Raw genomic sequence first — 25,562 nt, 5'->3', positions numbered from 1 at the left:
CAGTAAGCTGCATCGTTATAATATTGTTATACCAGCAGAACAGTGATGCCTCCCAAGATAACTATGGCTGCATGCTGTAATACCACGAGATGATGCCCGGTTTCTTAGGGGTCATCTTTTTTTGTACCCTTTGCAACTGCTTAAACAGCAGAATGAAGGGTCTTTTTTATAGCAAAAAGCAAGGTTTTGAGTGTTTTGAATTTCGTGAAAAATGATACCGCATTCATTATTTGACAAAGTGTTTTGCTGTAAATATAATTTAGGTTACCTAATTAATAAACAGTTTAATTATTAGCTAACCTAATTAATTTTGCGGGGTGATAAAGATTGGGATAAATGGAGAAAATACAGTCGCGAATAGGCTTTTCATTGCATTGCGCATGTTGCATAAGGTCCAATGGCAGCATACGGTGGAGGGCAATAAGCCGAGTGAGATGACTTTGATGATATGTATTCGCAAGCACCGGCATTCCAATGAGCAGGGCCTGAAGGTCTCGGAGATCGGACGCATCCTTGGATGGGCTGCTCCTACAGTCACTCAGTTGGTCAATAGTCTGGAGGCCAAGGGAATGGTGGAGCGGCGGGCTGATTCCGAGGATCGGAGGGCTGTCCGTATCCAATTAACAGAGCGGGGAAAAAAGGTCACGCGAAGAGTACATGCCTATATGAATGAAGAGCTGGTTAAGCTGGTGGAGTACTTGGGCGAAGAAGAGAGCAATCAGTTGTGTGATCTGCTGTTGAAGGTCCATGCATATGCCCTGAGCAGTCCCCGACCTGATTTCGATCGGTTACAAATGAACGGAGATGAGAACCTTGATTAAATTACTAAGACAACTAAAGCCTTTTAAGCTAGCGGTCATTGGTGTACTAATCCTTGTATTTCTGCAGTCCATGGGGGACTTGTATCTCCCCACACTGATGTCTGACATTGTGGACAAGGGAATTGTGCACCAGGACCGCAGCTATATATGGCGGATTGGCGGATTCATGCTGCTGGTAGCTGCCGGCGGAGCGCTGTGCTCGATTATCGCCAGTTATTTTTCAGCCAAGATCGCTGCAGGTTTCGGAAAGAATACGCGAGCGCTAATGTTCAATCATGTAGAGAATTTTACGCTCCACGAGTTCGACAAGGTGGGTACAGCATCGCTGATTACCCGCACGACTAATGATATTACACAAGTACAGACCGTTCTGACTATGATGCTGCGGATGATGGTTGCGGCACCGATGATGATGATCGGCGGGATCATTATGGCGGTCTCGGAGGATGCCAAGCTGTCGTTGATTTTTGTGGTAGTTATTCCGCTGCTTGTGGGTGCAATTTTCCTGATTGGCATGAAGGGCTTGCCGTTGTTTAAAGCGATACAGGTCAAGCTGGATAAGCTCAACCTTGTGCTGAGAGAACATCTGACAGGTATCCGTGTCATTCGCTCGTTCAACCGGATTGACCATGAGAACAAAAGATTCACGGAAGCCAACCGTGATCTGACCGATACGGCGATTAAGGTTAACAAGATTATGGCCGGACTGATGCCGCTTATGATGATTGTTATGAACTTTTCCATGATTGCCATCCTTTATTACGGAGGTATCCGTATCGGCGACGGTGACCTTCAGGTCGGTTCGTTGATGGCCTTCATTCAATACGCCATGCAGATTATGTTCTCACTGATCATGGTTTCGATGATGTTCGTACTGATTCCCCGTGCTTCCGCATCGGCTGTACGGATCAACGAGGTATTGGATATGAAGCCGGAAATTCTGGATCCGTCGGCAAGTGAGCTTGACAATACAGCCGTATTGACCAAGCGTGATGGTCGTGACGGTATGCGCGGATACGTGGAATTCGAGAACGTCAGCTTCTCCTACCCGGGTGCAGAACAACCTGCGTTGTCAGGGATCAGCTTCAATGCCCGCCCGGGTGAAGTCACGGCGATTATCGGGGGTACCGGGTCTGGTAAATCCACAATGCTGAGCTTGCTTCCCAGATTCTATGACGCTGCTGAAGGCTCCGTGCGGGTGGATGGCGTCGATGTTCGCGATATGACTCAGGAAGAGCTGCGCAGCAAGATTGGTTATATTCCACAGAAGGCTGTTCTGTTCACTGGCACGATCAAGGATAATATCCGGTACGGTAAAGAGGATGCGACTGATGAAGAGATTATCCATGCTGCCAAGGTGGCACAAGCCTTCGATTTTGTATCAGCCATGAAGGATGGATTCAACTCGGAAATTGCTCAGGGCGGGAATAACGTCTCCGGGGGTCAAAAGCAGCGTCTGTCTATTGCCCGTGCACTGGTCAGAAGACCGGAAGTATATCTCTTCGACGACAGCTTCTCGGCGCTTGATTTCAAGACCGATGCCAAGCTGCGCGCCGCTCTCAAAGGAGAGACGACAGAATCCACCGTTCTTATTGTGGCTCAGCGGGTCAGCACAGTAATGGATGCAGACCGGATTATTGTGCTGGATGAAGGCAGAATCGCTGGTACGGGAACGCACAGGGAATTGCTGGAGAACAGTGAAGTGTACCGCGAGATTGTGTCCTCGCAGTTGTCAGAGGAGGAAATAGCATGAGTGAGAAGAACAGCCAGATGAAACTTCCGGGCGGTGGAAGAGGCCGGGGTCCTGGTGGACCTGGCGGCGGACCTGGGATGATGCTGCCAGCGGAGAAGGCCAAGGACTTCAAGGGTACGCTCCGCCGTCTGATTCGCTACCTGCGTCCACGTCAGGTGCAGCTGATCGTTATCTTTATTATGGCGATTGCCAGTACGGTATTTAGTATTTTAAGCCCGAAGATTATGGGTAAAGCAACGACCAAGCTGTTTGAAGGCGCCTATGGAAAGTTGACAGGTGTAGAAGGAGCTTTTATCGATTTTGGCTATATTAATGATATCCTGCTGATTCTGGGTGGTCTTTATCTGTTCAGTGCCCTGTTCAGCTATTTACAGCAATATATCATGGCCGGTGTGGCCCAGAAGGTTGTCTATGATATGCGCGAGCAGATCAATCTTAAATTGGAACGGCTGCCGCTGAAATATTTTGATTCCAGAACTCATGGGGAAATTCTCAGCCGGGCTACTAATGATGTAGACAACATCAGTACCACCTTGCAGCAGAGCTTAACGCAACTGATAACATCTATCGTTACTATTATTGGTGTCATTATCATGATGCTGACCATTAGTCCTTGGCTGACCCTGATTACAGTGGTGACGTTGCCGCTCAGTTTTGTGGCCATACTGGGGATCACGAAACGTTCGCAAACCCATTTTATCGGGCAGCAAAAATCACTTGGGCAGTTGAACGGACACGTAGAAGAAATGTATACCGGTCACCGTATTATTAAAGCCTTCGGCCGTGAAAAGGAATCGCTTCGTCAGTTTAATACGATTAACGATGATCTCTATAATTCCGGCTGGCGCGCCCAGTTCATGTCAGGCATGATTATGCCGCTAATGACCTTTATCGGGAATCTGGGTTATGTGCTTGTCTGCGTAGTCGGCGGTATTTTTGTCACCAAGAAAATGATTGATGTCGGGGATATCCAAGCCTTTATCCAGTATTCACGACAATTCACCATGCCGATCACGCAAACAGCGAATATTGCTAACATCATTCAGTCCACAGTTGCTTCCGCAGAGCGGGTATTCGAGCTGCTCGATGAAGAAGAGGAAGTTCCGGAGAAAACGGCTGCTGTGAAACACGAAGCTGTGGAAGAAGAAGGTGCCGTGGAATTCCGCCATGTGAAGTTTGGCTATAAAGAGGATGCGATCCTCATTGAGGATATGAATATTGAGGTCAGCCCAGGTCAGACGATCGCGATTGTAGGACCGACTGGTGCCGGTAAGACCACGATGATCAATCTGCTGATGCGCTTCTATGAGCTGAACGGCGGCCAAATTCTCATTGACGGTGTTGACATCACGGATCTGAAGCGCAGTGAGCTGCGCAGCAAATTCGGGATGGTGCTTCAAGATACCTGGCTCTTCAATGGTACAATCCGTGACAACATTGCCTATGGACGTGAGGGTGCCAGTGAAGCCGATGTGGTGCGTGCGGCCAAAGCAGCGCATGCGGACCACTTTATCCGCACCTTGCCGCTGGGCTACAATACGGTGCTGAACGAAGAAGCCTCTAACATCTCGCAAGGTCAGAAGCAACTGCTGACGATTGCCCGGGCTATCTTGGCCGATCCGTCCATCCTAATTCTGGATGAGGCTACAAGCAGCGTCGACACCCGGACCGAGGTACAGATCCAGAAGGCGATGAATACGCTGATGGAGGGTAGAACAAGCTTTGTTATTGCTCACCGCTTGTCCACGATCCGTGATGCAGACCTGATTCTGGTTATGAACAAGGGAAGTGTCATTGAGAAAGGCAACCATGAAGAACTGATGGCGCAAGATGGCTTCTATGCCGATCTATACAACAGCCAGTTCTCCGAGGAAGCTGTTCCTGAAGTTAGCTGAGGCTAACCGCGGGGAATGTCATAACGGTTAGCGGCCTTAAAGTGCCCCTCATCTCCGTACGTAGTATGCGGTGGTGAGGGGCACTTGTCTGTCAGGGCAAGGCCCGGCCCGGCTTCATGCGGTCCTAGGCCGTGTAGAAGCTGCAGGGTATGCCGCTTATTCCGTAGTTTAAACCGCGCAATTGCGCGGCTTTTTTTATTGTATAAGTAGTGCTGGATGCATGAAATCACGGATGGTATTTAGGCAGGTCAGCGTGTATGATATGAATATAAAAATGACCCGCGGTTCATTTTGCGTTCCGCAGGCTCTGCAGAGAGGATGAAATAGATGTCAGGCTACGGAAAATGGGTTGCAGGCAGCAAAAGTAAGTGGATCACGCTTCTTGTGTGGATCGTAGTAGTCGGCCTCCTGAACATGCTATGGCCTGCTGTGAATTCACAAGTGGCGAACAACGCCCCTAATCTGCCGGAGAATGCGCAATCGGTTCAGGCAGAAGTAGTTGCGGGAAGAGAATTCCCAGGCGGCAGCGGTGTTCCGGCCTTGTTGGTGTGGCACCGGGAAGGCGGAATGTCTCCGGAGGATCTAGTACATATCGGGGCCATCTACAATACCTTGGAACAGCAACCTTTGCCATATCAAAATTTCGTGCCCCCGCTCGGTAAAATTCCTCCACAGGCGCTTCAGGCTTCACTCTCGGAAGACGGCAGCACGCTGGTGACGCCTGTACTCTTCGATTCTTCAGCAGATAGTGGGCAGCTTAAAGAAGCAGTCGCGGACCTGAAGGGGATCATCCGTACGGAAACCGGCAGTGATCCGACAGCAGCGGGTACAGCGGACAGCGTGTTAAGTCTGCGCGTCACCGGACCTGTAGGCATCTCCATTGATGCCAGCAGTCTGTTCAAGAACGCCGATGTATCCTTGCTAATTGCGACTGTGCTTCTTGTACTTATTTTTCTGCTGATCATTTACCGTTCTCCGATTCTGGCGATCATTCCGCTGGTTGCGGTGGGCTTCGCTTATGGGGTTACGGGACCTATATTGGGCAAAATGGCTCAGGAAGGCTGGATTACCGTAGATTCGCAAGCCATCTCCATTATGACCGTCCTGCTATTTGGAGCAGGTACGGATTATTGCCTCTTCCTGATCTCCCGATTCCGTCAATTGTTGAAGAGCGAAGAGAGTAAGGGCCGTGCCCTGCTGCATGCGATTACAGATTCTTCCGGGGCAATTGCCATGAGCGGCTTCACCGTGGTGCTGGCACTATTCGCATTGCTGCTGGCGAAGTTTGGAGCTTACCATCGCTTTGCGGTTCCATTCAGTCTGGCCATCTTTATTATGGGTATCGCCAGTCTGACACTGGTTCCGGCGTTGCTAGCGATCTTTGGCCGGGCCTCGTTCTATCCATTCATTCCGCGTACTCCTCAAATGGAAGCAGAGCGGGCGAGGGCCAAGGGAAAGCCAGCGCCACAGCCGCGTGTATCCCGCAAAAAAGGCATCGGTGGGCTGGTGGTTGCCCGTCCGTGGGCAATTGTAGGTGTGACTGTGCTGCTGCTTGGTGTGCTAGCTTCTTTCTCTAGCGGAATTAAGTTCACGTATGATATCCTGTCTTCATTTCCGAAGAATATGGAATCTCGCCAAGGGTTCGACCTTATTGGTACCAAGTTCTCCCCTGGTGAGTTGGCTCCGGCCAAACTGATGATTGATACTCAAGGCAAGGCAGATGGCGAAGACCTTAAAGTCGTCCTGGGTGCACTCTCTTATGTGGGTAAAGTTTCTGATCCCCAGCCGGGCGCAGTGAACAAGGAGATCCTTGGCTACGATATTGAATTCAAGAGCAATCCGTATGCGCTTGAAGCTATGAGCCATATTCCAGCGCTACGGGCGACGGGAGAGCAGGCGCTTGTAGATGTGGGGGTTGCGAACCCTGAAGGCAAAGTCTGGATCAGCGGACAGACGGCGACCCAATATGACAACAGAGCCACCGGCGAGCGGGATATGGATCTCATTATTCCCGTGGTTATCGGAATGATCACCTTGCTGCTGCTCGTTTATTTGCGCTCAATTATCGCTACTATTTATTTGGTGGGGACCGTAATCCTATCCTTCTTCTCCGCACTTGGACTAGGCTGGATTATTATTCATTATGTCCTTGGCGCAGAGGCCATTCAGGGAGCAATTCCACTTTACTCCTTTGTATTCCTGGTAGCACTTGGCGAGGACTACAACATCTTTATGATCTCGAGCATATGGAAAAAAAGAAAGGTTATGCCCCTGAAGCAAGCGATTGCGGAAGGGGTCAATGAGACGGGTTCGGTCATTACTTCTGCCGGTCTCATCCTGGCGGGGACCTTTGGCGTGCTGGCTACGCTGCCAATTCAGGTGCTTGTGCAATTTGGCATTATCACAGCCCTTGGTGTTCTGCTGGATACCTTTGTGGTACGCCCGTTCCTCGTACCGGCCATTACCCTGCTATTCGGTCGACTGGCCTTCTGGCCGGGCAAGCATGTGGAAGTGGCGGAGACGCAGCCTAATGTTGGTGAGTAAAAGAGAGTTCGACCTAAGAAGCCAGAGTAAGTAAATGATGCGTTTATGAATTTGCTATGCTCTCCACAACTAAAGGGGAGATTCATTGGTAAGTCTTAAGCTGTCGAGGACATCCTCTTCAGCTTTTTTTATATCCCATTCGCTAAGTTCATCATCTTCTGGAAGAGCATATTGCAGTTTAATGTAGGAAGGTTAGCGCTACAACTTTCTATGTGTCAATTCAGGGGCTACGCAGCTCGTGATGGTGGTTACTTGTCGGCATTTGCGCTCTCGGTTTCGCTGTTACGACTTCTATTTATGCAATGACTGCAGATGCATCTGTTGAGAAACAAATTGATGAGAATCTTGATGGATTAGTAGAACAGTTACAAACTGAAGCTGCTAATAAAACTGAGCTTGCCATAAGCAGTAATCCTTATGATTACCTCAAAAATAGTGCGGCATATTCGAATATTGTAAATCTTGGGACGGATGCTCTCCCCATATTGGAAAAGAAAATGGATGAGAGCGAAGGAAGCAACCTTTTTGATTACATTTTTGCAGCTGCCATTGAGGAAATCTCGAAGATTAACCTTAAAGAAGATCAGAGTACAACTTGGGCTTCAGGAGATAACTTTTCTGAGGAATGGAAACAAAAGCTTAGCACCCTTCCTGAAGAAGTTGAAAAAATCGCAAATTCTGATTTGTCTAAGACCAAAAGCTTGCTTTATTAAAAAAGTTAGGTGTACCTGATGTACCATTTATTATGGATCAGGTAGAGTCTGGGAAAACGGAGCTTTTTTCCGTGGTTCAGTCTTTTATTCCAGGTGCTCAAGCAAAGTGCTTTACAGCAACTGATGAAATACGGTGGGTAAAGGAAAACAAAGAGGAGTTTAAAGACTTGAAAGAGTATGTTTTATCAAAAGGTAAGCTTTAGCAGAGGTCGCCTTATCAGTATAAAAAGGTGAACAGCGAAATGAGTTGGCCTCATCGAGTAGATATATTATGATTCAAAGCGCAGACTCGGTATCTCCCCGGTGAAATCTGAAGCTACGGTCGTAGTTGCAACTAGAATAAACAGCTACGGTTGTCCCAGACTTTCTTGGTGATGAAAAAATCTACATATGCCCAACTAAGGGCATTATTGTACCTCATTTTTCTCTTTTTTAGATAAAATAGGAATATAAGAGCATTAATGTACCTTATTTTTGAAAAAAAAGCTCTGTAGAGGGCGTTTTGGAAGAATTAAGGTACAAAAATGTCCTTAATTGAATTTGACGCCTAGCTGCAGCCAATTTAAGGTACAAAAATGCCGTTATATCCCCCTGCCCTTTGGAATCGATGGGTGCACTCTTTTTCTACTCACACATCAAGAAGATGGGGAGTAACGAAGGAGAAAGTTAGGGACTGTAGGAGTGAGGCGCTCGCCTGAAAGGTCTTCAGAGGAAAGCTCACGTCGAAAATATGAGCTGCTTCTCGATTTTAGGCGCTATCAGGGTTAATAAATAAAGCTGGAGTTAACAGCGATCGGAAGCCTAAATAAGCCATCATAGTGACGGCCGAGGCTCTTACTCAGATCTTAGATCGGTCATATATAGCTATCCAAATACAAAAACTAAGCAGCCTGATTCCTATGTTTAAGGGGGTCAGGCTACTTAGTTTCACTTGAACACAATGATAATTGTAGCATTAGAGAGGGCTCATAATGGCCTTTTTCAGCCATATCAAATACTAGCAGATCATATCAAATACCAGTAGATCATATATACCAGTAGATCATATATACCAGTAGATCATATCGACACTAGCACACTTATATCAACCACTAGTACGCTCGTATCAACCAATAGCTCACCAACAACCACTAGCATTAAGGTGTGCTAGTTCCCAGGCGTACGGCTGATCAGCAGCTCGTACTTGTCGAGCGAGGCGCCGAGAATAACGTCACTGCCGCCGGCACCGCGGTGAGACTGCTTGAAGGATTCGCTGGAGGTCCATCCCTTGAAGCTCTCTTCATTCTCCCACACGGTACAGATCTTTAATTCCTCCACGCCTTCCTTGGCACTGCCATGCCATACTTCCATGCGCACAAAGCCCGGCATGTCCTGTACGCCGCCTGAACCTGCAAAACGCTGGGCCATAGCGGCGCCATGGCCTTCCTTGACTTTAATCGTATTCGTAACTACTAGCATGCAATGAACCTCCCTAAGATAGTATGAGTGAGAGAATAAGATACAGACTATTTATTGCGGGTTCGTGGTCCAAATACCGGCGGTCTTGAGGAAGACGCGATCCGGCAGCTTCAGGGCAGCAATAGTCAGTTCAGCTACATCCTCCGGCTGCATCATACGGTCTTCGTCACCAATCTTCAGACCTGCGTTCTCAGCCAGTGGAGTGTTGACCGTACTTGGCGTCAGCGCGGTTACCCGGATATTATGTTTGCGCACTTCCTGAGCCAGAGATTCGGTCATGCCCATCAGCGCGAACTTGGAGGAACAGTAGGCAGAGCCTGTAGCAAATCCGCGTTCGCCCGCTGTGGACGAGATGTTGATGATATTGCCGCTGCTGCGCTCAATCATGGCTGGCAGTGCAGCTCTGGTAACATAGTAGACACCGAACAGATTGATCTCAAGGTGGCGTCTCCAGTCCGCAGGGTCCATTTCCAGAAAGGTACCGAATTGGGCAACCCCGGCGTTATTAATAAGCGCATCGAAAGCGCCAAGGTCATTCTGGAGCGAAACAACAGCCCGTTCTGCCTCTTCCTGTACGGAAATGTCGGCAACGGCAATGCTAACCTTGACGTCGTAGACTTCCGTCAACGCGGCTTTCAAGGCTTCTAAATCGCCCGATGTTCTGGAGATCAGGCCCAGGTTGGCTCCTTCTTTGGCCAATGCAAGGGCTAGTGCTTTCCCGATCCCTTTACCTGCACCGGTAATTACAACGCTTTTTCCTCTCAGATCCATAACTTCGCTTCACGTCCTTTTAAAGAATAGATAACAGCTTCCGCTTCAATTATACCTGAGCGGGCAAAGACAAGCACGCCGCCCCCGTTGGTAGCGTCGTCATGCTTGCCTCAGCTACTCAAATCTCATGGGATTTTCGGACTGATGGTATCCAGGGGCAGTGTGGCCGGTCCTTCTAGAACGGCACCATCATAGGAGAAGCGAGAGCCATGGCAGGGGCAATCCCAGGTCCGTTCTCCGTTATTCCATTCACACTCACAGCCCAGATGGGTGCACGTCCGGTCGACCAGATGAAGGTGGCCTTCCAGGTCTCTGTACGCGCCGACACGCTTCCCATCATGAAATACAACCGCCCCCTCGTCCCGCTTTAGATCCTTGGTCTTCTTGTGGATGATCTCGACCTTACCTGCGATAAGCTCCTTGGCGACATTGGCGTTCTGCACAATGAAGTTCTTGATGCCAGGATTTGCTTTGAAGCGTGAAGGATTGTACAGCTGTGTGTAGGGGTTGTCCTTACCCTGTATTTGATCGGCAATGATCTGTGCTGCCATGGTACCGCTGGTCATTCCCCATTTCCCGAAGCCGGTGGCGATATAGATCTCCTTATTGCCCTTTATTTTTCCAATGTAAGGAACTCTATCGAGGGTGATCAGGTCCTGGGCCGACCAGCGGTAAGGCATTACCTTAATCCCCAGCAATTGCCCCGCGAACCGCTCAAGGTTCTCATAATGACCAAATGTGCAAATGCCTTGGCCTGTCTTATGATTGTCTCCGCCGACGATTACTAGCTTGCGGCCCTCCCATTCCACGGCCCGCAAGGAGCGGGTAGGCTGTCCGGCACTCAGATACATCCCACCTTCGAACTGCATTTCCGGCTGAATAGCCAAGCAGTAGGAGCGTTCGGCATGCAGGCGCGAGAAGTAGAGCGCCCCACCGTCATAGAAGGGGAAGTGGGAAGCGGAGACGGCGTGACTGCAGGTAATCGCGTGCTGATCTTGCTCAGTGAAAAGCGTAAGCCTGCCGCGGTTCTCTACTTTTTCAGCAATGGTTGTGTGTTCGTACACTGTACCGCCATTTTTAAGAAAGACCTGAAGTAGCCCCAGCAAATATTGTACGGGGTGAAAGCGGGCTTGTCCCGGCAGGGTAATAGCCCCTTCTACCCGCAGAGGGAGAGATACTGAATCAAGCCATTTGCCCGGTAACCCCAGGGTCTGATAAGCTGCAAATTCCTTTTCAAGCTGTTTTCGTGTCTTGTCATCTCCGGCATCGACATACAGGTAAGCATCATCCCGTGTCATGCCGCAGGCCAGATGTAGCTCTTGTGCGGTACGAATCATCCATTCCATGGCTTCATTGTTGGATTTATAGTAGAGGCCGGCCTGTTCCTCTCCAAAGTGCTCTAAGAGATCGTGATAGATCAGTCCGTGCTGGGCAGTGATTTTGGCGCTGGTGAACCCGGTGGTTCCATTAAGGATGGTCCCTGCCTCCAGCAGGGTTACCTTATAGCCGGCTTTGGAGAGCAGGTAGGCCGTCGTGATCCCGGTGATTCCCCCTCCTACAACAGCAACGTCCGTCTGGTGATTCCCGTTCAATCGCGGAAAAGTCGGCATATCGACAGTATCCCGCCATAAAGATTCAGGAAACTGCGGCAAATTAGCCGTAAGCCGGTTCTCTGGATTCATGCTCTGATCCCTCCCTACTTTTGCGTTACGTTGTTCAATTATTACCACAACCTGGGGAAAAGAAACTTCAGTTCAGAGGGCAGTGCATGATTTGCGGGCGATGATGCCAAAATAAGGACACATCTTCGTAAAGTGGAACCAAAAGAGGGGAGGGAACCAGAGTGTCAGAACAACCGCAGAAGCATGCTGCTTCCCTGGAATGGATCACGGAAAAGCTGGATAATATCGCAGATCTGGAGGATAAGCGGCTGCTTGCGCCTGCCGGTGATGCCCGGCTGGTCTTTATCAAGAGCATTACAGATTCAGTTAAGATCAGCCACGGTATTATTGCTCCGTTCTATGAGATGGAGGACAACGAAGCTTATAAGGATTACATTCGTACCTATCCAGGCAGCGAAGAGGCGACGACGGGTGAACGGGCATTGGAACTGCTGCTGAGCGGTTATGCTGCTGTAGCTATTCTGGACCGGCTCTATTTCTTTGATGTTCTACATGCCGAGAACAGCGCTGTGTCGGAGACCATCACAGAGAGTGTGACCCAGGGCCCGTCTGATGGATTCACCGAGAATCTGGCGATCAATCTCAATATGGTGCGGCGACGCTATCAATCCTCGCAATTAAAAATGGAATCAATGCTGATCGGCAATCTGTCACGGACCAAGATGGCAATTCTATATGATGAGAGCCGCGTGAATCATGATGTGCTGGCTGAGGTCAAAGAAAAGCTTCAGACCCTGAGGGTGGATATTCTGCAGGCTACAGGCGAGCTTGAGAAGTATTTAAGCAGCGACAAGCTGCGGATTTTCCCCAAGACCATTGTAACGGAGCGGCCGGACCGCGTTGTATTCAACCTCTCCGAAGGCAAAGTGGCGCTGATGATGGATACTACAGGCTATGCTATTGTGTTGCCTTCCATCTTCAATGATTTCTTTACCGCAATGGATGACAAAATCCAGTTTCCCTTCGTCGGAAGATTCCTGAAGTTCCTGCGGGTCGTTGGAGTGGCGATGACGCTGTGGCTTCCGGCTATATATGTCGCTTTCACCTCTTACAATCCGGAGATCATCCGGGTGCAAATTGCGCTGCTTGTGGCAGGAAGCCGTGCAACCGTGCCGTATCCTTCTTTTGTGGAAGTTCTGATCATGCTCATTATGATGGAATTCCTGACAGAAGCCAGTATCCGGCTACCCCGGGCGATTGGTCCGACGGCGACCACGGTTGGTGGTCTGATTCTGGGTCAGGCGGCCACACAAGCCGGTCTGGTCGGCAACATTATGATCATTCTGGTGTCCGCAGTCGCCATTTCGAACTTTCTGATCCCGCTGAATATGATGAGCTTCTCGGTTCGTGTGCTAAAATATTTCTTCGTGTTTGCTGCTGCCCTTCTTGGTCTGGTTGGTGTGGTGTCCTGTTTGGTCGGCTTGATGATTTATCTATGCAGCCAGCGGAGTTTCGGCCAGCCGTATTTCCGGCTGTTCTTCATGGACAACATCAGCTTCCGCAGATTCAAGAAAGGCGGGGGCACTGATGGTTAAAAGCCGCTATTTCTACTGTCTCTTTCTGATGAACAGTCTGATCAACATTATTAACTTTGTGCCCAGAGAGCTGATGGACAGACGTTTTGACGGAGCGTTAATGTCGATCCTGATTGCGGTGCCAATCGGTACAACATTTGTCTATGTGTTTACCAAATTGATGGACAAGTTCCCCGGCAAGGGGATTCCGGAAATCTTTAATTCGCTCATGCCGAGGCTTGTGACGACACCGATGCTTTTGGTCTACGCGGTGCTATGGTATGTAGCTGGGGTGATCACATTGCTCTCATTCGTGGACATCACCTTGCGATTTATCAGCCCGGACACAGGGGCGTATCCTGTTGTCATTGGGTTTCTGATTCTGGTGTGTATTTGCTGCCGGGTAGATGGTCTGTCTTTGTTGTACACGCTTGAGGTGATCTTGGCCATCACCTTACCTCTGATTCTATATGCGAGTGTAAAAGCGCTGATCAACCCTAATTTCAGTTGGGACTCCGTGTTTCAGATTATGACATTTATCTGGCATAGGCCGGATATCAAGAGTATGGCTGCCGGTACTTTTCTATTCAGCGGGTACATTAATTTGGCCATTTTCAACCGGCTATTTCACAAAATCAAATTAAGGCATGTCTGGCTCATCGCTGCGGAAGGATTGATTGTGCTATTAATTACGTTTCTGGTTCCTATCGGCTACTTTGGGACGGTTGGAGTCGAACGTCATGTATACACTTGGTTCTCAACCGCTGACAGCATCCGGATCGAGACGTTTTTGATTGAACGGATGTTGTTTATATTTTATTTTGCCTATATGACCCTATCCATTATGAGTGTGATCGTACACTGGCACGTGGGGCTGGAGTTGTTCAAGAGTATTATGCCGTTCGCCGAGAAAAATTCATCCAAAGCGAAGCTGTGGAAAGAAGCGATCATTCTGGGGTTGTTCTGCATGGCTACGCTGCTGTTGATGTTCATGGATCAATATGAGCTTAACCTACTGGCGGAGTGGTTTCTGCAGATCCGCTGGCTTGGAGAAATGTCGATGATAGCGACACTGTTCTACTGCGTTATAAAAATGCGGAAGGCCAGGAGGCGGAATCCTTGAAGAAAGTGTTTCTTTTGCTTATAACGATACTGTTGCTACTGACGGCTGGCTGTGATTTCAAGGATATCGACCGGCGAATATTCGTGGTTGCCATGGGGATCGACCCTGGGGAGAAAGAAGGTAACCTTAAGGTTAGTCTGAAGCTGGCCGTACCGCAGGGTGATATTACTAAGATTGATGAGAAGATGCAGATATTGACGGAAGAATCCTACAGCATCTCGGAAGCACTCCGTATGATGAAATCCAGAGTGGAGAAGGAACTGGATTACGTGCATTGCAAATCGATCATCATGGGAGAGAAGCTTGCTGAAAAAGATATCCGCCATGTGATGGACTGGGCCGTGCGGCGCAGGGATATCCAGTTGATCCTGAACTTTGGCGTGGGCAGACCGGAGGCGCTGAAAGTACTGAATATAAAGCCTCAGTCGGAGCATATTCCTTCTAATTCGCTTATCATGGCGATGAGCGGCGAAGGGACGGAGTCGCCTTTTATTGCGAGCGTGTATTCCTATCAGCTAATGAAAAATGTTTTTGAAGTGGGCATAGATCCTACTCTTCCGATTATTGAATCTCAAGGAACAGAGCAATTTCTGATTAACAAGATCGCTCTACTCGATAAACAGAAAATCCGTCTCACTCTCTCCCCCGATGAAACCAGACTTTTCAATCTGCTGACACGCCGCGAGCTGCGGACCAATCTCCCCGCTCATTACAAAGGTGGGATGTATCAATACTATACGGAGGGTACGTCAGCCAGTTATCGAATTTTTACCCCTGAAGAGGGAAAGCCTTATATTCAATACAAGGTGAAGCTCTTGGGTATTCTTGAAGAGAATAGCTCTCAGGATATAGTCACTCATCAGGTCCTTCAACAGCTCTCCAAGGCTGGGGGAGAAGAGCTGAAGGAAGGGATTGAGAAGCTTCTGGTCAAAATTCAACGAAGCGGACTGGACCCATTTGGCTGGGGATTGCGATACGCGTCAAGACATTTCAACAATGACACGGAGATGAGGGACTGGAAAGCTATTTATCCGAAGCTGGAATTCAAAACATTGGTGGATGTGGATATCAAATACTCCGGCATGATTAAATAAGCTGCCTTTCATAGGATTGGTTCTCGTGGGGATAAGGGGGTTCGGAGCAGACCTTGTTCCGCCCGGAATTCTTAGCCCGGTAGAGCGCCTGGTCCGCGTGCTGGGTCAGCAGGCGACTGACGGCTTCATCATAATCAGGTCGACAGCAAGCTGCACCGACGGAGATGGTAACCGGAATTCGCTGTCCGTCTGGCAAAAGGAACAAGTCGTGCTCTACCGCTGCCCGGATCCGCTCCCCGGCTTGCTCGGCTTCATGCAGCGTGCAGACGGGGAGCAGCACTGAGAATTCCTCGCCACCATTGCGAGAGACAACATCCTGAGGGCGAGCAGCTCCGATCAGCCGCTGGGCAAGCTGAATCAGTACCTGATCGCCTGCTGGATGTCCATACGTATCGTTAATGGTCTTGAAATGATCGATATCCACCGCAAGCAGGGACAAGCTCTCGCGCTGCCCGGCTGCCTGGAGCAACTCGTCCTCCAAATGCCGCTGGAACTGTTGCCGGTTATTCAGTCCGGTTAGAAAATCGGTCGTGGCCCGCACTTCAAGCTGGTTAAACAATTCATTGGAGCGCTGGATATATTCCGCAACATAATAGATGATAAGACCTGTAGCAAGAGAGGCTGCCAGCTCTATTGGAAAGACCTGCATGACCGTTTGAAAACCGTCCAGATTGTTAAGCAGCAAGGCAAATACGAGCCCCATGGTGACCAGATTACTGACGGTCATTTTGCGTAGCCGGGTCCAAGGCTTAAGCGCGATCCAACTGCAGCAAGCGCCGCAGAGCAGCAAGGAAAAGGCGGCGGAAAGGGAATTGTATGTAATATCATAGAAGAGAAGCCGACTGACGGCCAGAAGGACGGCACAGACAGCAGCAGGAAGCCAGCCGAGATAAGCGCCTGCGATAATAATAGCCAGATGCCGCAGATTCGCGTAGGTGTTCGGTCCAATAGGGAACGAGTAGCTCATCAGAATTATGCCGAAGAGCCCGAAGATCAATCCGGCGATGACCCCTGCCAGAGGCGACATTGTACGGCCTAGGAAGTTGTATCGCTTGGAAAGACTGCCGGAGAGGAAGACAAATGTAACGAGAATGCAGAAATTAGTGAACAAGCTGGTAAGCAGGTCAATCAGCATAACTTTCAATGGCCCCTTGCATGGAGAATTGGCTAAATCTGGTCTATTCAATGACTGGATAAGTCCATTTTAGCGAATTTTACGGAAATGGCTATATAAAATATAGTAGAGCTCTGGCTATTTTTATTGACCGTATCGTCTTTAATACTTATACTTGATCTAAAAATAAATAAGAGGATGATCGAAATGAGAAACCTTAATCTGACTTCTCAACGGCAAGCCGTTTACGATATCGTTCGGAATTCGCATGATCACCCAACTGCTGCTGAGGTAATGAACCGACTGGTGGAACAGGGACACAATCTTGCTTATGGCACAGTCTATAACTCCCTTCGTTATCTGTCTGACAAGAAGCTGATCCAGGAGCTAAAGCTCGGGGAATCGGCAAGCCGATATGATGCGAGAATGGATGATCATCAGCATATTATATGCGAGGTGTGCGGGGCGGTGGATGAAGTGATGAGCCACGTTCCGGAAGAATGGATAAACGAAGTGGCCAGCGAAACAGGGTATACCATTGGGCATGCCCATGTCGTATTCGGCGGAATTTGCCCAAACTGTAAAGGGAAAAGAACGAATTAAGAAAACAGGGACTTTCGTCCTTGTTTTTTTGTGTTCAAGATATTATTCATATAAGAAAAGACCGCTTTCATTAAAGCGGTCTTTTCATTTTTTATAGGAGTATTCTGAAGAAATATGTGAGAATATTCAAGAGGATGAGAAGGGAAAAAGACTGTGAAAGCTGAATTATATTTATATACATAAAGTTGTTATTAACTTCAAGAGCATACCTACTTAAGACCCAGATGAAAGAGAGAGTGATCACACCTCATGAACAAAAATACGGTTATCTCCATCCGTACAAAGCTCGTTGCCACCTACATGCTTGTGCTGCTGGTGCCAAGCATGATTATTGGCTGGCAAACTTATCAATCAGCCAGCCGTGAAGTGGAAGATCAATTAATAAATAACGCGAAGGAGAGCGTAGGAGCGGTCAACAGCATTATTAATGCCAATATACAGTCCAAGATTAATGATATTGAATACTTTGCCAGACAGCTGAAGGCAGGTGATATTAACAGCGAAGCAAATGGTGAAGCTTCTTCAGGGATTCAGGCCAGGTTAAAGGAATATACGGCGCTGCATTCGGATGTGCTAGATATTTATGTGGGAACAAGCCGGGCCAAGGCGCTACATGCCTCTGAATCCAAGCTGCCGGATGACTATGATCCACGCAAGGAGAATTCCTATGTCAATGCGTTGAAGAACAGCAAGGGGGTAGTGATTTCCCCGGCTTTCCAATCGGCCGACAAAGAGAATGTCATTGCCATCTCTGCCGTATTGGAGAGCGGTGATGGTGTTGTAGCCCTGAATCTCAATTTGGCCGAACTGGGCAAGCTGACAAGTCTTAAGGTAGGGAAGGAAGGGTATATCCTAATTATGGATAGTAGCAAGAAGTTCCTGGTCCATCCTACAGAGACGATTGGCGCAGAATCCGGTGCTGATTTTGTGAAGAAGATGTTCGAAACAGAGGAAGGTTCCTTCGATTACGTCCATAAGGATGATAACAAGAAGATGACCTTTATGGTCAACGAGCTGACGGGCTGGAGAATCGGGGGCACGATCAATATGAACGAGGTTAGTGATGTAACAACGGCTATCCGCACTACAGCCACGTTGGTTATCATTGGCTCTGTCTTGGTAGCAATGGTACTTGTCTATATTAATGTGCATTCCATACTTCAGCCGCTTCGCCGATTGAGAAAGGCCACAGAGGTGATCGCCGAGGGTGACTTGTCGAAGAATATCGACGGCTACCGGATGGATGAGGTCGGCGTGCTGGCCGGAAACTTCCAATCCATGGTGGTCAATCTGCGGAGCATGATCGTTGGTGTACAGGAGATGACGGACAATGTGTCTTCCTCTGCCGAGGAACTGACTGCGAATGCAGAGCAGACCACAAAGGCTATTGAGCATGTGACTATCGCCATCCAGGAGGTGGCGGGGGGAACGGAGCGTCAGGTTAACAGCGTACATAAGGGCATGGAGAGTGTGACAGCAACAGCCAGTGAAGTGATGGGGATCTCGGAGGTTATGGAGCAGGTGTCTGCAATGATGGATAAAACCTCAGTGTCTGCTTCGGAAGGCGGCGATTCGGTTATTAGTGTCGTGGACAAAATTAATGGCATCCACGAGACAGTGGAAGAGCTGGGCGGCGTGATCGACAAGCTCAATAGCCGTACTGATCAGATCACCGGTATTGTGGGGGTGATTAAGGGAATTGCCCGTCAGACCAACTTGCTGGCGCTGAATGCCTCCATTGAGGCCGCAAGGGCGGGCGAGCAGGGCCGTGGGTTTGCTGTTGTGGCCGCAGAGGTGCGCAAGCTGGCGGAGGAATCAGAGCAATCGGCGACACGAATTGCCGATCAAATCACTTCCATCAATGGGGAAATGACGCAGGCTACAATCGCTATGGAAGCTGCTAAAGAGCGTGTATCGGAAGGGATTCTGGCGGTCGATACGACAGGCCGATCCTTCTCGCGTATCCGCAGAGCAGTTAAGGGAGCTGCGGAGAAAATCGAAGTGATGGGTGGAGCTGTCCGTACACTCACCTCAGAAACAGACAGTATGGAAAAGGCGATTGCCGAAATTCGCCTGATCACTGGTGAAGCTGCTGTCAGCACAGAGACAATCTCCGCTGCCGCGCAGGAGCAGTTGGCTTCTGTGGAGGAGATCGCCTCATCGTCCGCGGACCTCAGCCATCTGGCCGAAGAGCTACAGAAGCTGGCGAGCCGTTTCAAGCTGGATGAACGGCGGTAATCAATAATCCTTCTTTCCATCTCCTGGTATTTACAAGTATACTGATAAGCAAAATAACAGGGTTATGATAAGGAGAGAGCAGATTTCATGGCAGAGCAATTAAAAGGTCTCACCATCGCCCTCGCCGGTGCGCGTAAGGCCGAGGAAATGACCAAGCTGGTACAGAATATGGGTGGAACGGCGCTGCTGCGGCCTGCCCAGGGAACCGTATTTCTGGATGATGATGCGTTGCGTGAAGGCCTGGAGGGCTGGATTGCCAGCCCTCCTTATCTAGTGATACTGACTACGGGCATCGGGCTGGAGGCGCTGTTCACCATGGCGGGCAGCATGGGGCTGGAGGAACGTTTTCAGGAAGTCTTGTCAGGCTCCCTTATTGCCGCCCGGGGCTATAAGACCGTTAATGCTTTGAAGAAGAGAGGGCTGGTCCCTGTCGCTCGCGACGATGATGGCAGCAGTGTTGGTCTGATCCGGGGCATGGAAAGCCTGGATCTGCAGGGCAAAGACGTTTTGCTGCAGCTTCACGGTGATCCGGCACCCGTTCTCACCGAATGGTTGGATACTGTTGGAGCCGCAACCCGTCAGATCCTGCCGTACCGCCATACCCCTCCCGAGCCTGGTGAGCTGGACAGGCTACTGGATGAAATTGTGACCGGAAAAGTAGATGCCGTGGCCTTTACCAGTGCGCCACAATTTCGGTTTCTCTCTCAATTTGCGAAGGAGAAGGACAAGCTGGAAGCACTGCGGGAGGCTTTTGAAAAAGACGTGCTTGCCGTGTCGGTCGGGCGTATTACCTCTGCCGCACTTCAAGAAGAGGGGATTACGCGGATCGTCATGCCAGAGCATGAGCGGATGGGCAGCATGTTCGTAGAGCTTGGCCGCTACTTGGCTGCGGGCCGTTAAGTCTGAAGAGGGCAGCAGGCGGCCCGAAGAGAAGGCTGGTCTAGAGAGCATTTTTGCCGCAATCAAGGGCGGAAATGCTTTTTTAACTGGAGGACGAATATCCGGAAAAAGTCCGTTATGAATGGACATCCCGGGAGGTTTTCCTTAGAATAAAGGGAACGCATACCAATTACACCAGACGAATAAGTAAGGAGGAGTGCACCTATGGACAAAAGAAAATGTCTATTACTTGGTGACTACACCCATCCCCGTTTCCATCCCTTGCAGGGAGTGGATCAACAAATCGGTGAAATTTTGCATGAATTGCTGACGGTTCAATGTTCAGAGAATAAGAAACTGTTGCTGAGCGAGCATTTGGCCGGCTATGACTTATGTATTGCTTATAATGAATTATGGAATGAAACGGTGTCACCCCAGCAGACCGCAGGGCTACTAAGCTATGTGAGCGGTGGCGGCGGACTCATTGTTCTGCATACCGGCGTATCTCTGGCAAAGCGCTATGAGCTGGCCCAGTTAATCGGTGGGAAATTCACCACCCATCCGCCTTATGGTCCCTTGAAATTCCGCGTGCAGCAGCATGATATTACAGAGGGAATTGAAGATTTTGAACTGGATGAGGAGCCATACCGCTTCGAATTTGATCCTTTTACTGAGAAAACTGTACTTCTGGAATATGAAGCCGATGGTGAATGGCTACCTGCTGCATGGTGTCACCGCTTTGGTCAAGGACGAGTTGTCTATCTGATGCCTGGCCATCATGAGCCTACGTTCCGGCATCCGGCCATCCGGGAGCTGATCCTGCAGGCTGCAACCTGGGCTGCACGCATTCCTCATACTTCTTAGAGAATAAAGGTCTCGTCGTTCCTTTTGTGAATTCGCTGCTCAGTGGGGTATACTTTAACCATGACTTCTGTTTACAACAAAACGCAATCTTTGGGAGGAAAGTGCCATGAGTGATTTGTTTAAAAAAGCGATCTCTTTAGGAGTGGGCCTCACCATAGTCAGCAAGGAAAAAGTTGAGAAGGCAGTGGAGGATCTTGTGAAGCGCGGAGAGCTTGCACCTTCCGAATCGAAAGCATTAGTCGATCGGCTTATCGAGCGGGGAGAGGAAGAACGCGGCGTATTCAAGTCAGCCATACAAGAACAGGTACAACGTGTATTGAATGATCTGAAGGTGCCGTCACACAAGGATATTGAAGCCCTTGAGGCCAAAATAGCCGGACTGGAGCATCGCATAGCGGCGCTGGAGGGCATTTCCCGGTTAGAAGGAACTTTACCGGAAACGCGTAACGAATAAATGGCGGTCCGCATCAGGCATGCTGGACGTTATCGGGCGATTGCCATGGCGCTTATGCGTCATGGCTTTGGTTATATGGTCGAGGAACTTGGACTCTACCATCTTCTATCCCTCCCGCGCCGTCTGGTCACACAAGAGGTTCATGAAAGTGTAACCCTCGGGGAGCGGATCCGCCGGGTGCTGGAGGATTTGGGGCCAACTTTTGTCAAGTTGGGTCAGCTCGCCAGTACCCGCTCCGATCTGCTGCCCGATTCCATTATTCAGGAGCTGGTGAAGCTCCAGGATCATGTGCCGCCGTTCTCGGCGGACACGGCCCGGTCCATTGTGGAGCAGGAATTGGATCAGCATGTGGACGAGATCTTTCAATCTTTTGAATATAAACCGCTTGCCGCTGCTTCCATTGGTCAGGTTCACCGTGCTGTACTGCACGATGGGGTGACTGTTGCAGTCAAAATCCAGCGTCCTGGCGTGCTGCGGACGATGAGTCGTGACCTGGAGATACTCCGCGACCTGTGCGCTCTGGCAGAGAGGCGCATGGACTGGGCCAAGCAGTATGGCCTGTCCCGCATGGCGGATGAGTTCTCCAGGTCTTTGCTGGGTGAGCTGGATTATAGCCAGGAAGGGCGCAATGCTGAGAAAATAGCAGGTCAGCTCGAACAACACGAGGCGATTTACATCCCGGAGATTTATTGGGATTATTCTTCAACAAGGGTGCTGACCATGGAGTACGTGGAAGGCATTACCTTGAACCGCCGCCAGGAATTGCTGGACAAGGGTGTCAAGCTCAAGGATGTCGCACAGCAGCTTGTAGAGACGATGCTGAGCCAGGTATTCATTCACGGCTTTTTCCACGCCGACCCGCACCCCGGTAACGTGATGCTGATGGAGAACGGGAAGCTGGCTTTGATCGACTTTGGGATGGTTGGCCGGCTGAGTGATCAGATGCGGGAGCATTTATCCGCGCTAATTATCGCCCTGATGCGCAAGAATACAGAGGCGATGGTGCGGGCAATTCTCAAGCTTGGCGTGATTCCGGAGAGTGCAGACCGGGCGGCGCTGCATAACGATGTCGACCGTCTCCGGGATGAATATTATGATGTTCCTTTCAATCAGGTCAGTATCGGCAAGGCGCTGAACGATCTCTTCGGCATTGCCCGCAAACATCGATTGGTGATTCCGCCGGATCTGGCAATACTGGGCAAGACGATGCTGACTATGGAAGGGGTCGTCGGGAACCTCGACCCTTCTTTCAGCATTGTCCAGATGGCCGAGCCTTTCGGCAAGCGGCTGGCCAAAGAGCGTTTTACCGGTAGCCGGATCCAGCGCAAGCTGTGGGACGGCGTAGCAGACCTGGCCGAGAGTCTGATTGAGCTGCCGGCACAGGCGCGTCAGCTCTCAGCGCTGGTCAGCTCGGGTAAGCTGAAGGTTGAGGTTGGACTGCCTGAATTTCAAGCCCTCCAGCGCAAGCTGGACCGGATCGGCAACCGGCTGTCCTTCAGCATCGTGCTGCTGGCCTTTAGCATCATCATGGTGGGGCTGATTATAGGCTCAGCGATGCGGGGCGATCCTTCGCATCTGTGGGATTTCCCTACGGTGGAGATTGGTGCAGTGGTGGCGCTGCTGATGTTTCTGTGGCTGCTGTTCTCGATTTTCAAGTCGGGCAGGTTCTAGCGAGTTGAAGCAAAGGCTGCAATTTGGGGTATATTAATAGGGCGGGCTAATGAATCAGGAAATATTCTTGTCCATTTTCACCACAAAGAGCTGAGGATCAAGTACAATATAGAGGAACTTTCTAAGCCTAAGCTGGATTCTCATGACGAAAGTGTTGAATATAAAGCAATGGAGTGCCGTCTGAACTGTCCGGTGACTAGCTGCCCTTTAAGAAACCGAACCTTGACGACTCCGCTATGGTGATCAAGGATACATTGGGACGGAAGGGCTCCGGTGACGGAGTTCTTCCGCTTTTTGTTTGAAATATAAGAATTTATATGTTCTACACTATAAACTATCCTTATATTTCTCGCTGAAACGAATACCGTCCCTCAGTGGACGGCAAAGCCGTTTCTACTTGAATAGGGATGTTGCGGAAGGTCTGAAGTTTAGGAAGCGAAGAGATGCTGAGAAGTATCAATATTTTGTAGAAACAGTGAGGTGGAGAATTTGCCGGGTTTTAAAGATTTGGGAGTTTCAGAGGTGTTGACTGGACTTCTTCAAGGACAAGGAATTGTCCAACCGACCCCCGTACAACAGGAAGCGATTCCGCCAGTTGTACAGGGATTGGATGTTATTGCACGGGCTAAGACAGGAACAGGGAAGACCCTTGCGTTCCTGCTGCCGATTCTAGACAAGATCTATGTAGAGCGGGCTTATCCGCAGGCGCTAATCCTGGCTCCTACACGTGAGCTGGCTTTGCAAATTACGGAAGAGGCACGCAAGCTGGCGCGTCACACAGGCGTCAAAATCCTCGCTGTATACGGCGGCCAGGATGTGGAGAAGCAGCTCCGCAAGCTGGAAGGCGGCCGTCACCTGATTATCGGAACGCCGGGCCGTCTCTTGGACCATTTGCGCCGGGAGACACTGGATCTCGGCGGGGTGAAAATGCTCGTTCTGGACGAGGCGGATCAAATGCTGCATATGGGCTTCCTGGAGGATGTTGAGTCCATTATCACGGCGGTGCCTTACCGTCGTCAGACGATGCTGTTCTCGGCAACTATGCCAGATCCAATTAAGCGTCTTGCAGCCAATTATATGAAAGAACCGCTGGATATCGTGATCAAGAGTGGTTCGCCGATTCCGCTGGACAATATCCGTCAGCAGGTAGTGGAATGCTCTGACCGGAACAAGGAGGAAGCATTGCAAGCCTTGATCGAGCGGGACCGTCCGTATTTGGCGATGATCTTCTGCCGGACTAAACGCCGGGTGTCCAAGCTGAACGAGACATTGCGGCAGGCTGGTTACGAATGTGATGAGCTGCATGGTGATCTGTCTCAGGCGAAGCGTGAAGCGGTGATGAAAAGATTCCGCGACGCCAAGCTACAGCTTCTTGTCGCTACAGACGTAGCAGCCCGCGGTTTGGACGTTGAAGGCGTAACGCATGTCTTCAACTATGATATGCCGCTGGATGTAGACAGCTATATTCACCGGATCGGGCGGACAGGCCGTGCCGGTGGCAAGGGCTTGGCGATTACCTTCGCTTCGCCGCGTGACCATCAAGGGCTCGACATGATCGAGCAGGGCATCTCGCAGCGGCTTGATCGCCGCCGCTACGAGAAAGACGAGTTCGGCGTCGGCGAATTCTCCGCCGCTGCACCAAGCAGCGGAAACCGCCAAGGTAACCGCCGTGGTGCTGAATCGGTACGGGCCGGTCGCGGACCGAAGACTGGCGGCCGTGGCGCAGCCCGCAGCGGCGGAGCGCCGCGTGCGGAGGCTAATGCGCGTCAAGGCGGCAATGGCCGCGGACGCGCTAAGGAAGCTGCCGTGTGGGAACAGCCGGCAGCTGGCTCCCGCCCGGGCCGCAACGCCCAAGGCGGCAATGGCCGCGGACGCGCTAAGGAAGCAGCCGTCTGGGAACAGCCGGCAGCTGGCTCCCGCCCGAGCCGCAGCGCCCAGGGCGGCAGTGGCCGCGGACGCGCCAAGGAAGCAGCCGTGTGGGAACAGCCGGCAGCCAGCTCCCGTCCGGGCCGCAGCGCCCAGGGCGCCAATGGCCCGCGGAGCGGCTACAGCGCTAGTGGCACGCACAGCGGAAGCCAAAGCGGTAACGGCGATAGTGGCTCGCGTGGCGGAAGCCGGAGCGGCTACGGCGGTAATGGCTCGCGCAGTGGAGGTCAGAGCGGCTACGGCGGTGGTGGCTCACGCAGCGGAGGCCGTAGCAATAGTTCCGGCGGCCGTAAAGGCGGCGGGCGTGGCTCATCCAGATAAAGGCGATGGACAGGCGTAAGTAAACCTTGTTACCATAGTGCAGTTGGCGTTTACGCTGACGACTATGGTAATATTTTTTTGGGAATATAACAGATTACAGTGTGTCTAATTCTTCTTAATGAAA

Annotated in this window: 19 protein-coding genes; 15 read left to right on the top strand and 4 right to left on the bottom strand. The window is 50.4% G+C overall.

Annotated elements, in window-relative coordinates; genetic code table 11:
- Window positions 1-380: 380 nt before the first annotated feature.
- From ACFRAM_RS15020 to ACFRAM_RS15000, 5 genes are all read left to right on the top strand, one after another.
- Entirely contained in the window at window positions 381-821 is a 441-nt protein-coding gene (locus ACFRAM_RS15020; RefSeq protein ID WP_246316980.1) for a MarR family winged helix-turn-helix transcriptional regulator, read from the top strand.
- Window positions 814-2,574 carry an ABC transporter ATP-binding protein gene (locus tag ACFRAM_RS15015; protein WP_175370767.1) on the top strand — a complete coding sequence of 587 codons (1,761 nt, stop codon included), beginning with the start codon at window positions 814-816 and terminating at the stop codon, window positions 2,572-2,574. Before ACFRAM_RS15020 ends, ACFRAM_RS15015 begins: the two co-directional genes overlap by 8 nt.
- Window positions 2,571-4,469, top strand: coding sequence for an ABC transporter ATP-binding protein (locus tag ACFRAM_RS15010; RefSeq protein ID WP_379466517.1), 1,899 nt, complete (start codon window positions 2,571-2,573; stop codon window positions 4,467-4,469). The genes ACFRAM_RS15015 and ACFRAM_RS15010 overlap by 4 nt, the downstream gene beginning before the upstream one ends.
- Before the next feature lie 327 nt (window positions 4,470-4,796).
- Window positions 4,797-7,013: an MMPL family transporter gene (locus ACFRAM_RS15005; protein WP_379466516.1), complete on the top strand. Its 2,217-nt coding sequence runs from the start codon at window positions 4,797-4,799 to the stop codon at window positions 7,011-7,013.
- Window positions 7,014-7,315: 302 nt separating this feature from the next.
- Window positions 7,316-7,726: a hypothetical protein gene (locus ACFRAM_RS15000; protein ID WP_379466515.1), complete on the top strand. Its 411-nt coding sequence runs from the start codon at window positions 7,316-7,318 to the stop codon at window positions 7,724-7,726.
- A 1,146-nt stretch (window positions 7,727-8,872) separates the two neighbouring features.
- Here ACFRAM_RS15000 and ACFRAM_RS14995 read toward each other — a convergent pair.
- From ACFRAM_RS14995 to ACFRAM_RS14985, 3 genes are all read right to left on the bottom strand, one after another.
- Window positions 8,873-9,184 carry an antibiotic biosynthesis monooxygenase gene (locus ACFRAM_RS14995; RefSeq protein ID WP_379466514.1) on the bottom strand — a complete coding sequence of 104 codons (312 nt, stop codon included), beginning with the start codon at window positions 9,182-9,184 and terminating at the stop codon, window positions 8,873-8,875.
- A 51-nt stretch (window positions 9,185-9,235) separates the two neighbouring features.
- Window positions 9,236-9,955 carry a 3-ketoacyl-ACP reductase gene (locus tag ACFRAM_RS14990; RefSeq protein WP_175370762.1) on the bottom strand — a complete coding sequence of 240 codons (720 nt, stop codon included), beginning with the start codon at window positions 9,953-9,955 and terminating at the stop codon, window positions 9,236-9,238.
- Window positions 9,956-10,080: 125 nt separating this feature from the next.
- On the bottom strand, window positions 10,081-11,637 hold the full coding sequence (locus ACFRAM_RS14985; protein ID WP_379466513.1) for an FAD-dependent oxidoreductase: 1,557 nt from the start codon (window positions 11,635-11,637) through the stop codon (window positions 10,081-10,083).
- Between the two features lie 161 nt (window positions 11,638-11,798).
- On the opposite strand from ACFRAM_RS14985, the gene ACFRAM_RS14980 reads away from it, so the two are divergent.
- The 3 genes from ACFRAM_RS14980 to ACFRAM_RS14970 are packed head-to-tail and all read left to right on the top strand — an operon-like array spanning window position 11,799 to window position 15,368.
- Window positions 11,799-13,172 (top strand): spore germination protein, encoded by a 1,374-nt coding sequence (locus ACFRAM_RS14980; RefSeq protein WP_379466512.1) that lies wholly within the window; start codon window positions 11,799-11,801, stop codon window positions 13,170-13,172.
- Window positions 13,165-14,274 (top strand): GerAB/ArcD/ProY family transporter, encoded by a 1,110-nt coding sequence (locus tag ACFRAM_RS14975; RefSeq protein WP_379466511.1) that lies wholly within the window; start codon window positions 13,165-13,167, stop codon window positions 14,272-14,274. Before ACFRAM_RS14980 ends, ACFRAM_RS14975 begins: the two co-directional genes overlap by 8 nt.
- 5 nt (window positions 14,275-14,279) lie before the next feature.
- Window positions 14,280-15,368: a Ger(x)C family spore germination protein gene (locus ACFRAM_RS14970; RefSeq protein WP_379466701.1), complete on the top strand. Its 1,089-nt coding sequence runs from the start codon at window positions 14,280-14,282 to the stop codon at window positions 15,366-15,368.
- Here the strand turns inward: ACFRAM_RS14970 and ACFRAM_RS14965 are convergent.
- Window positions 15,361-16,503 carry a GGDEF domain-containing protein gene (locus ACFRAM_RS14965; RefSeq protein WP_379466510.1) on the bottom strand — a complete coding sequence of 381 codons (1,143 nt, stop codon included), beginning with the start codon at window positions 16,501-16,503 and terminating at the stop codon, window positions 15,361-15,363. The genes ACFRAM_RS14970 and ACFRAM_RS14965 overlap by 8 nt on opposite strands.
- Before the next feature lie 186 nt (window positions 16,504-16,689).
- Between ACFRAM_RS14965 and ACFRAM_RS14960 the strand changes: the two genes are divergently transcribed.
- The 7 genes from ACFRAM_RS14960 to ACFRAM_RS14930 all read left to right on the top strand — a co-directional run bounded on the left by ACFRAM_RS14960 (window position 16,690) and on the right by ACFRAM_RS14930 (window position 25,438).
- Window positions 16,690-17,085 (top strand): Fur family transcriptional regulator, encoded by a 396-nt coding sequence (locus ACFRAM_RS14960; RefSeq protein ID WP_175370756.1) that lies wholly within the window; start codon window positions 16,690-16,692, stop codon window positions 17,083-17,085.
- A 249-nt stretch (window positions 17,086-17,334) separates the two neighbouring features.
- Window positions 17,335-19,323 carry a methyl-accepting chemotaxis protein gene (locus ACFRAM_RS14955; protein WP_379466509.1) on the top strand — a complete coding sequence of 663 codons (1,989 nt, stop codon included), beginning with the start codon at window positions 17,335-17,337 and terminating at the stop codon, window positions 19,321-19,323.
- An 87-nt stretch (window positions 19,324-19,410) separates the two neighbouring features.
- Window positions 19,411-20,223 (top strand): uroporphyrinogen-III synthase, encoded by an 813-nt coding sequence (locus tag ACFRAM_RS14950; protein WP_379466508.1) that lies wholly within the window; start codon window positions 19,411-19,413, stop codon window positions 20,221-20,223.
- A 204-nt stretch (window positions 20,224-20,427) separates the two neighbouring features.
- Window positions 20,428-21,066 carry a ThuA domain-containing protein gene (locus ACFRAM_RS14945; RefSeq protein ID WP_379466507.1) on the top strand — a complete coding sequence of 213 codons (639 nt, stop codon included), beginning with the start codon at window positions 20,428-20,430 and terminating at the stop codon, window positions 21,064-21,066.
- A gap of 106 nt (window positions 21,067-21,172) precedes the next feature.
- On the top strand, window positions 21,173-21,520 hold the full coding sequence (locus ACFRAM_RS14940) for a phasin family protein (RefSeq protein WP_175370753.1): 348 nt from the start codon (window positions 21,173-21,175) through the stop codon (window positions 21,518-21,520).
- Window positions 21,521-23,191: an AarF/UbiB family protein gene (locus ACFRAM_RS14935; protein ID WP_379466506.1), complete on the top strand. Its 1,671-nt coding sequence runs from the start codon at window positions 21,521-21,523 to the stop codon at window positions 23,189-23,191.
- Between the two features lie 489 nt (window positions 23,192-23,680).
- On the top strand, window positions 23,681-25,438 hold the full coding sequence (locus tag ACFRAM_RS14930; RefSeq protein WP_379466505.1) for a DEAD/DEAH box helicase: 1,758 nt from the start codon (window positions 23,681-23,683) through the stop codon (window positions 25,436-25,438).
- Window positions 25,439-25,562 lie beyond the last annotated feature (124 nt).

This window comes from Paenibacillus sp. NPDC056722 (genome assembly GCF_042790635.1).
Classification (GTDB): Bacteria; Bacillota; Bacilli; order Paenibacillales; family Paenibacillaceae; genus Paenibacillus_AQ; species Paenibacillus_AQ agri.
The sequence above is the reverse complement of the archived record's forward strand: the minus strand, read 5'-3'. Positions and strand labels throughout refer to the sequence as shown.

Bases quoted from the DNA above. Each gene is read 5' to 3' on its own strand.
- ACFRAM_RS15020 (WP_246316980.1), top strand. From the start codon at position 381: ATGTTGCATAAGGTCCAATGGCAGCATACGGTGGAGGGCAATAAGCCG.
- ACFRAM_RS15010 (WP_379466517.1), top strand. From the start codon at position 2,571: ATGAGTGAGAAGAACAGCCAGATGAAACTTCCGGGCGGTGGAAGAGGC.
- ACFRAM_RS15005 (WP_379466516.1), top strand. From the start codon at position 4,797: ATGTCAGGCTACGGAAAATGGGTTGCAGGCAGCAAAAGTAAGTGGATC.
- ACFRAM_RS15000 (WP_379466515.1), top strand. From the start codon at position 7,316: ATGACTGCAGATGCATCTGTTGAGAAACAAATTGATGAGAATCTTGAT.
- ACFRAM_RS14995 (WP_379466514.1), bottom strand. From the start codon at position 9,184: ATGCTAGTAGTTACGAATACGATTAAAGTCAAGGAAGGCCATGGCGCC.
- ACFRAM_RS14990 (WP_175370762.1), bottom strand. From the start codon at position 9,955: ATGGATCTGAGAGGAAAAAGCGTTGTAATTACCGGTGCAGGTAAAGGG.
- ACFRAM_RS14985 (WP_379466513.1), bottom strand. From the start codon at position 11,637: ATGAATCCAGAGAACCGGCTTACGGCTAATTTGCCGCAGTTTCCTGAA.
- ACFRAM_RS14975 (WP_379466511.1), top strand. From the start codon at position 13,165: ATGGTTAAAAGCCGCTATTTCTACTGTCTCTTTCTGATGAACAGTCTG.
- ACFRAM_RS14965 (WP_379466510.1), bottom strand. From the start codon at position 16,503: ATGCTGATTGACCTGCTTACCAGCTTGTTCACTAATTTCTGCATTCTC.
- ACFRAM_RS14960 (WP_175370756.1), top strand. From the start codon at position 16,690: ATGAGAAACCTTAATCTGACTTCTCAACGGCAAGCCGTTTACGATATC.
- ACFRAM_RS14955 (WP_379466509.1), top strand. From the start codon at position 17,335: ATGAACAAAAATACGGTTATCTCCATCCGTACAAAGCTCGTTGCCACC.
- ACFRAM_RS14950 (WP_379466508.1), top strand. From the start codon at position 19,411: ATGGCAGAGCAATTAAAAGGTCTCACCATCGCCCTCGCCGGTGCGCGT.
- ACFRAM_RS14945 (WP_379466507.1), top strand. From the start codon at position 20,428: ATGGACAAAAGAAAATGTCTATTACTTGGTGACTACACCCATCCCCGT.
- ACFRAM_RS14940 (WP_175370753.1), top strand. From the start codon at position 21,173: ATGAGTGATTTGTTTAAAAAAGCGATCTCTTTAGGAGTGGGCCTCACC.
- ACFRAM_RS14935 (WP_379466506.1), top strand. From the start codon at position 21,521: ATGGCGGTCCGCATCAGGCATGCTGGACGTTATCGGGCGATTGCCATG.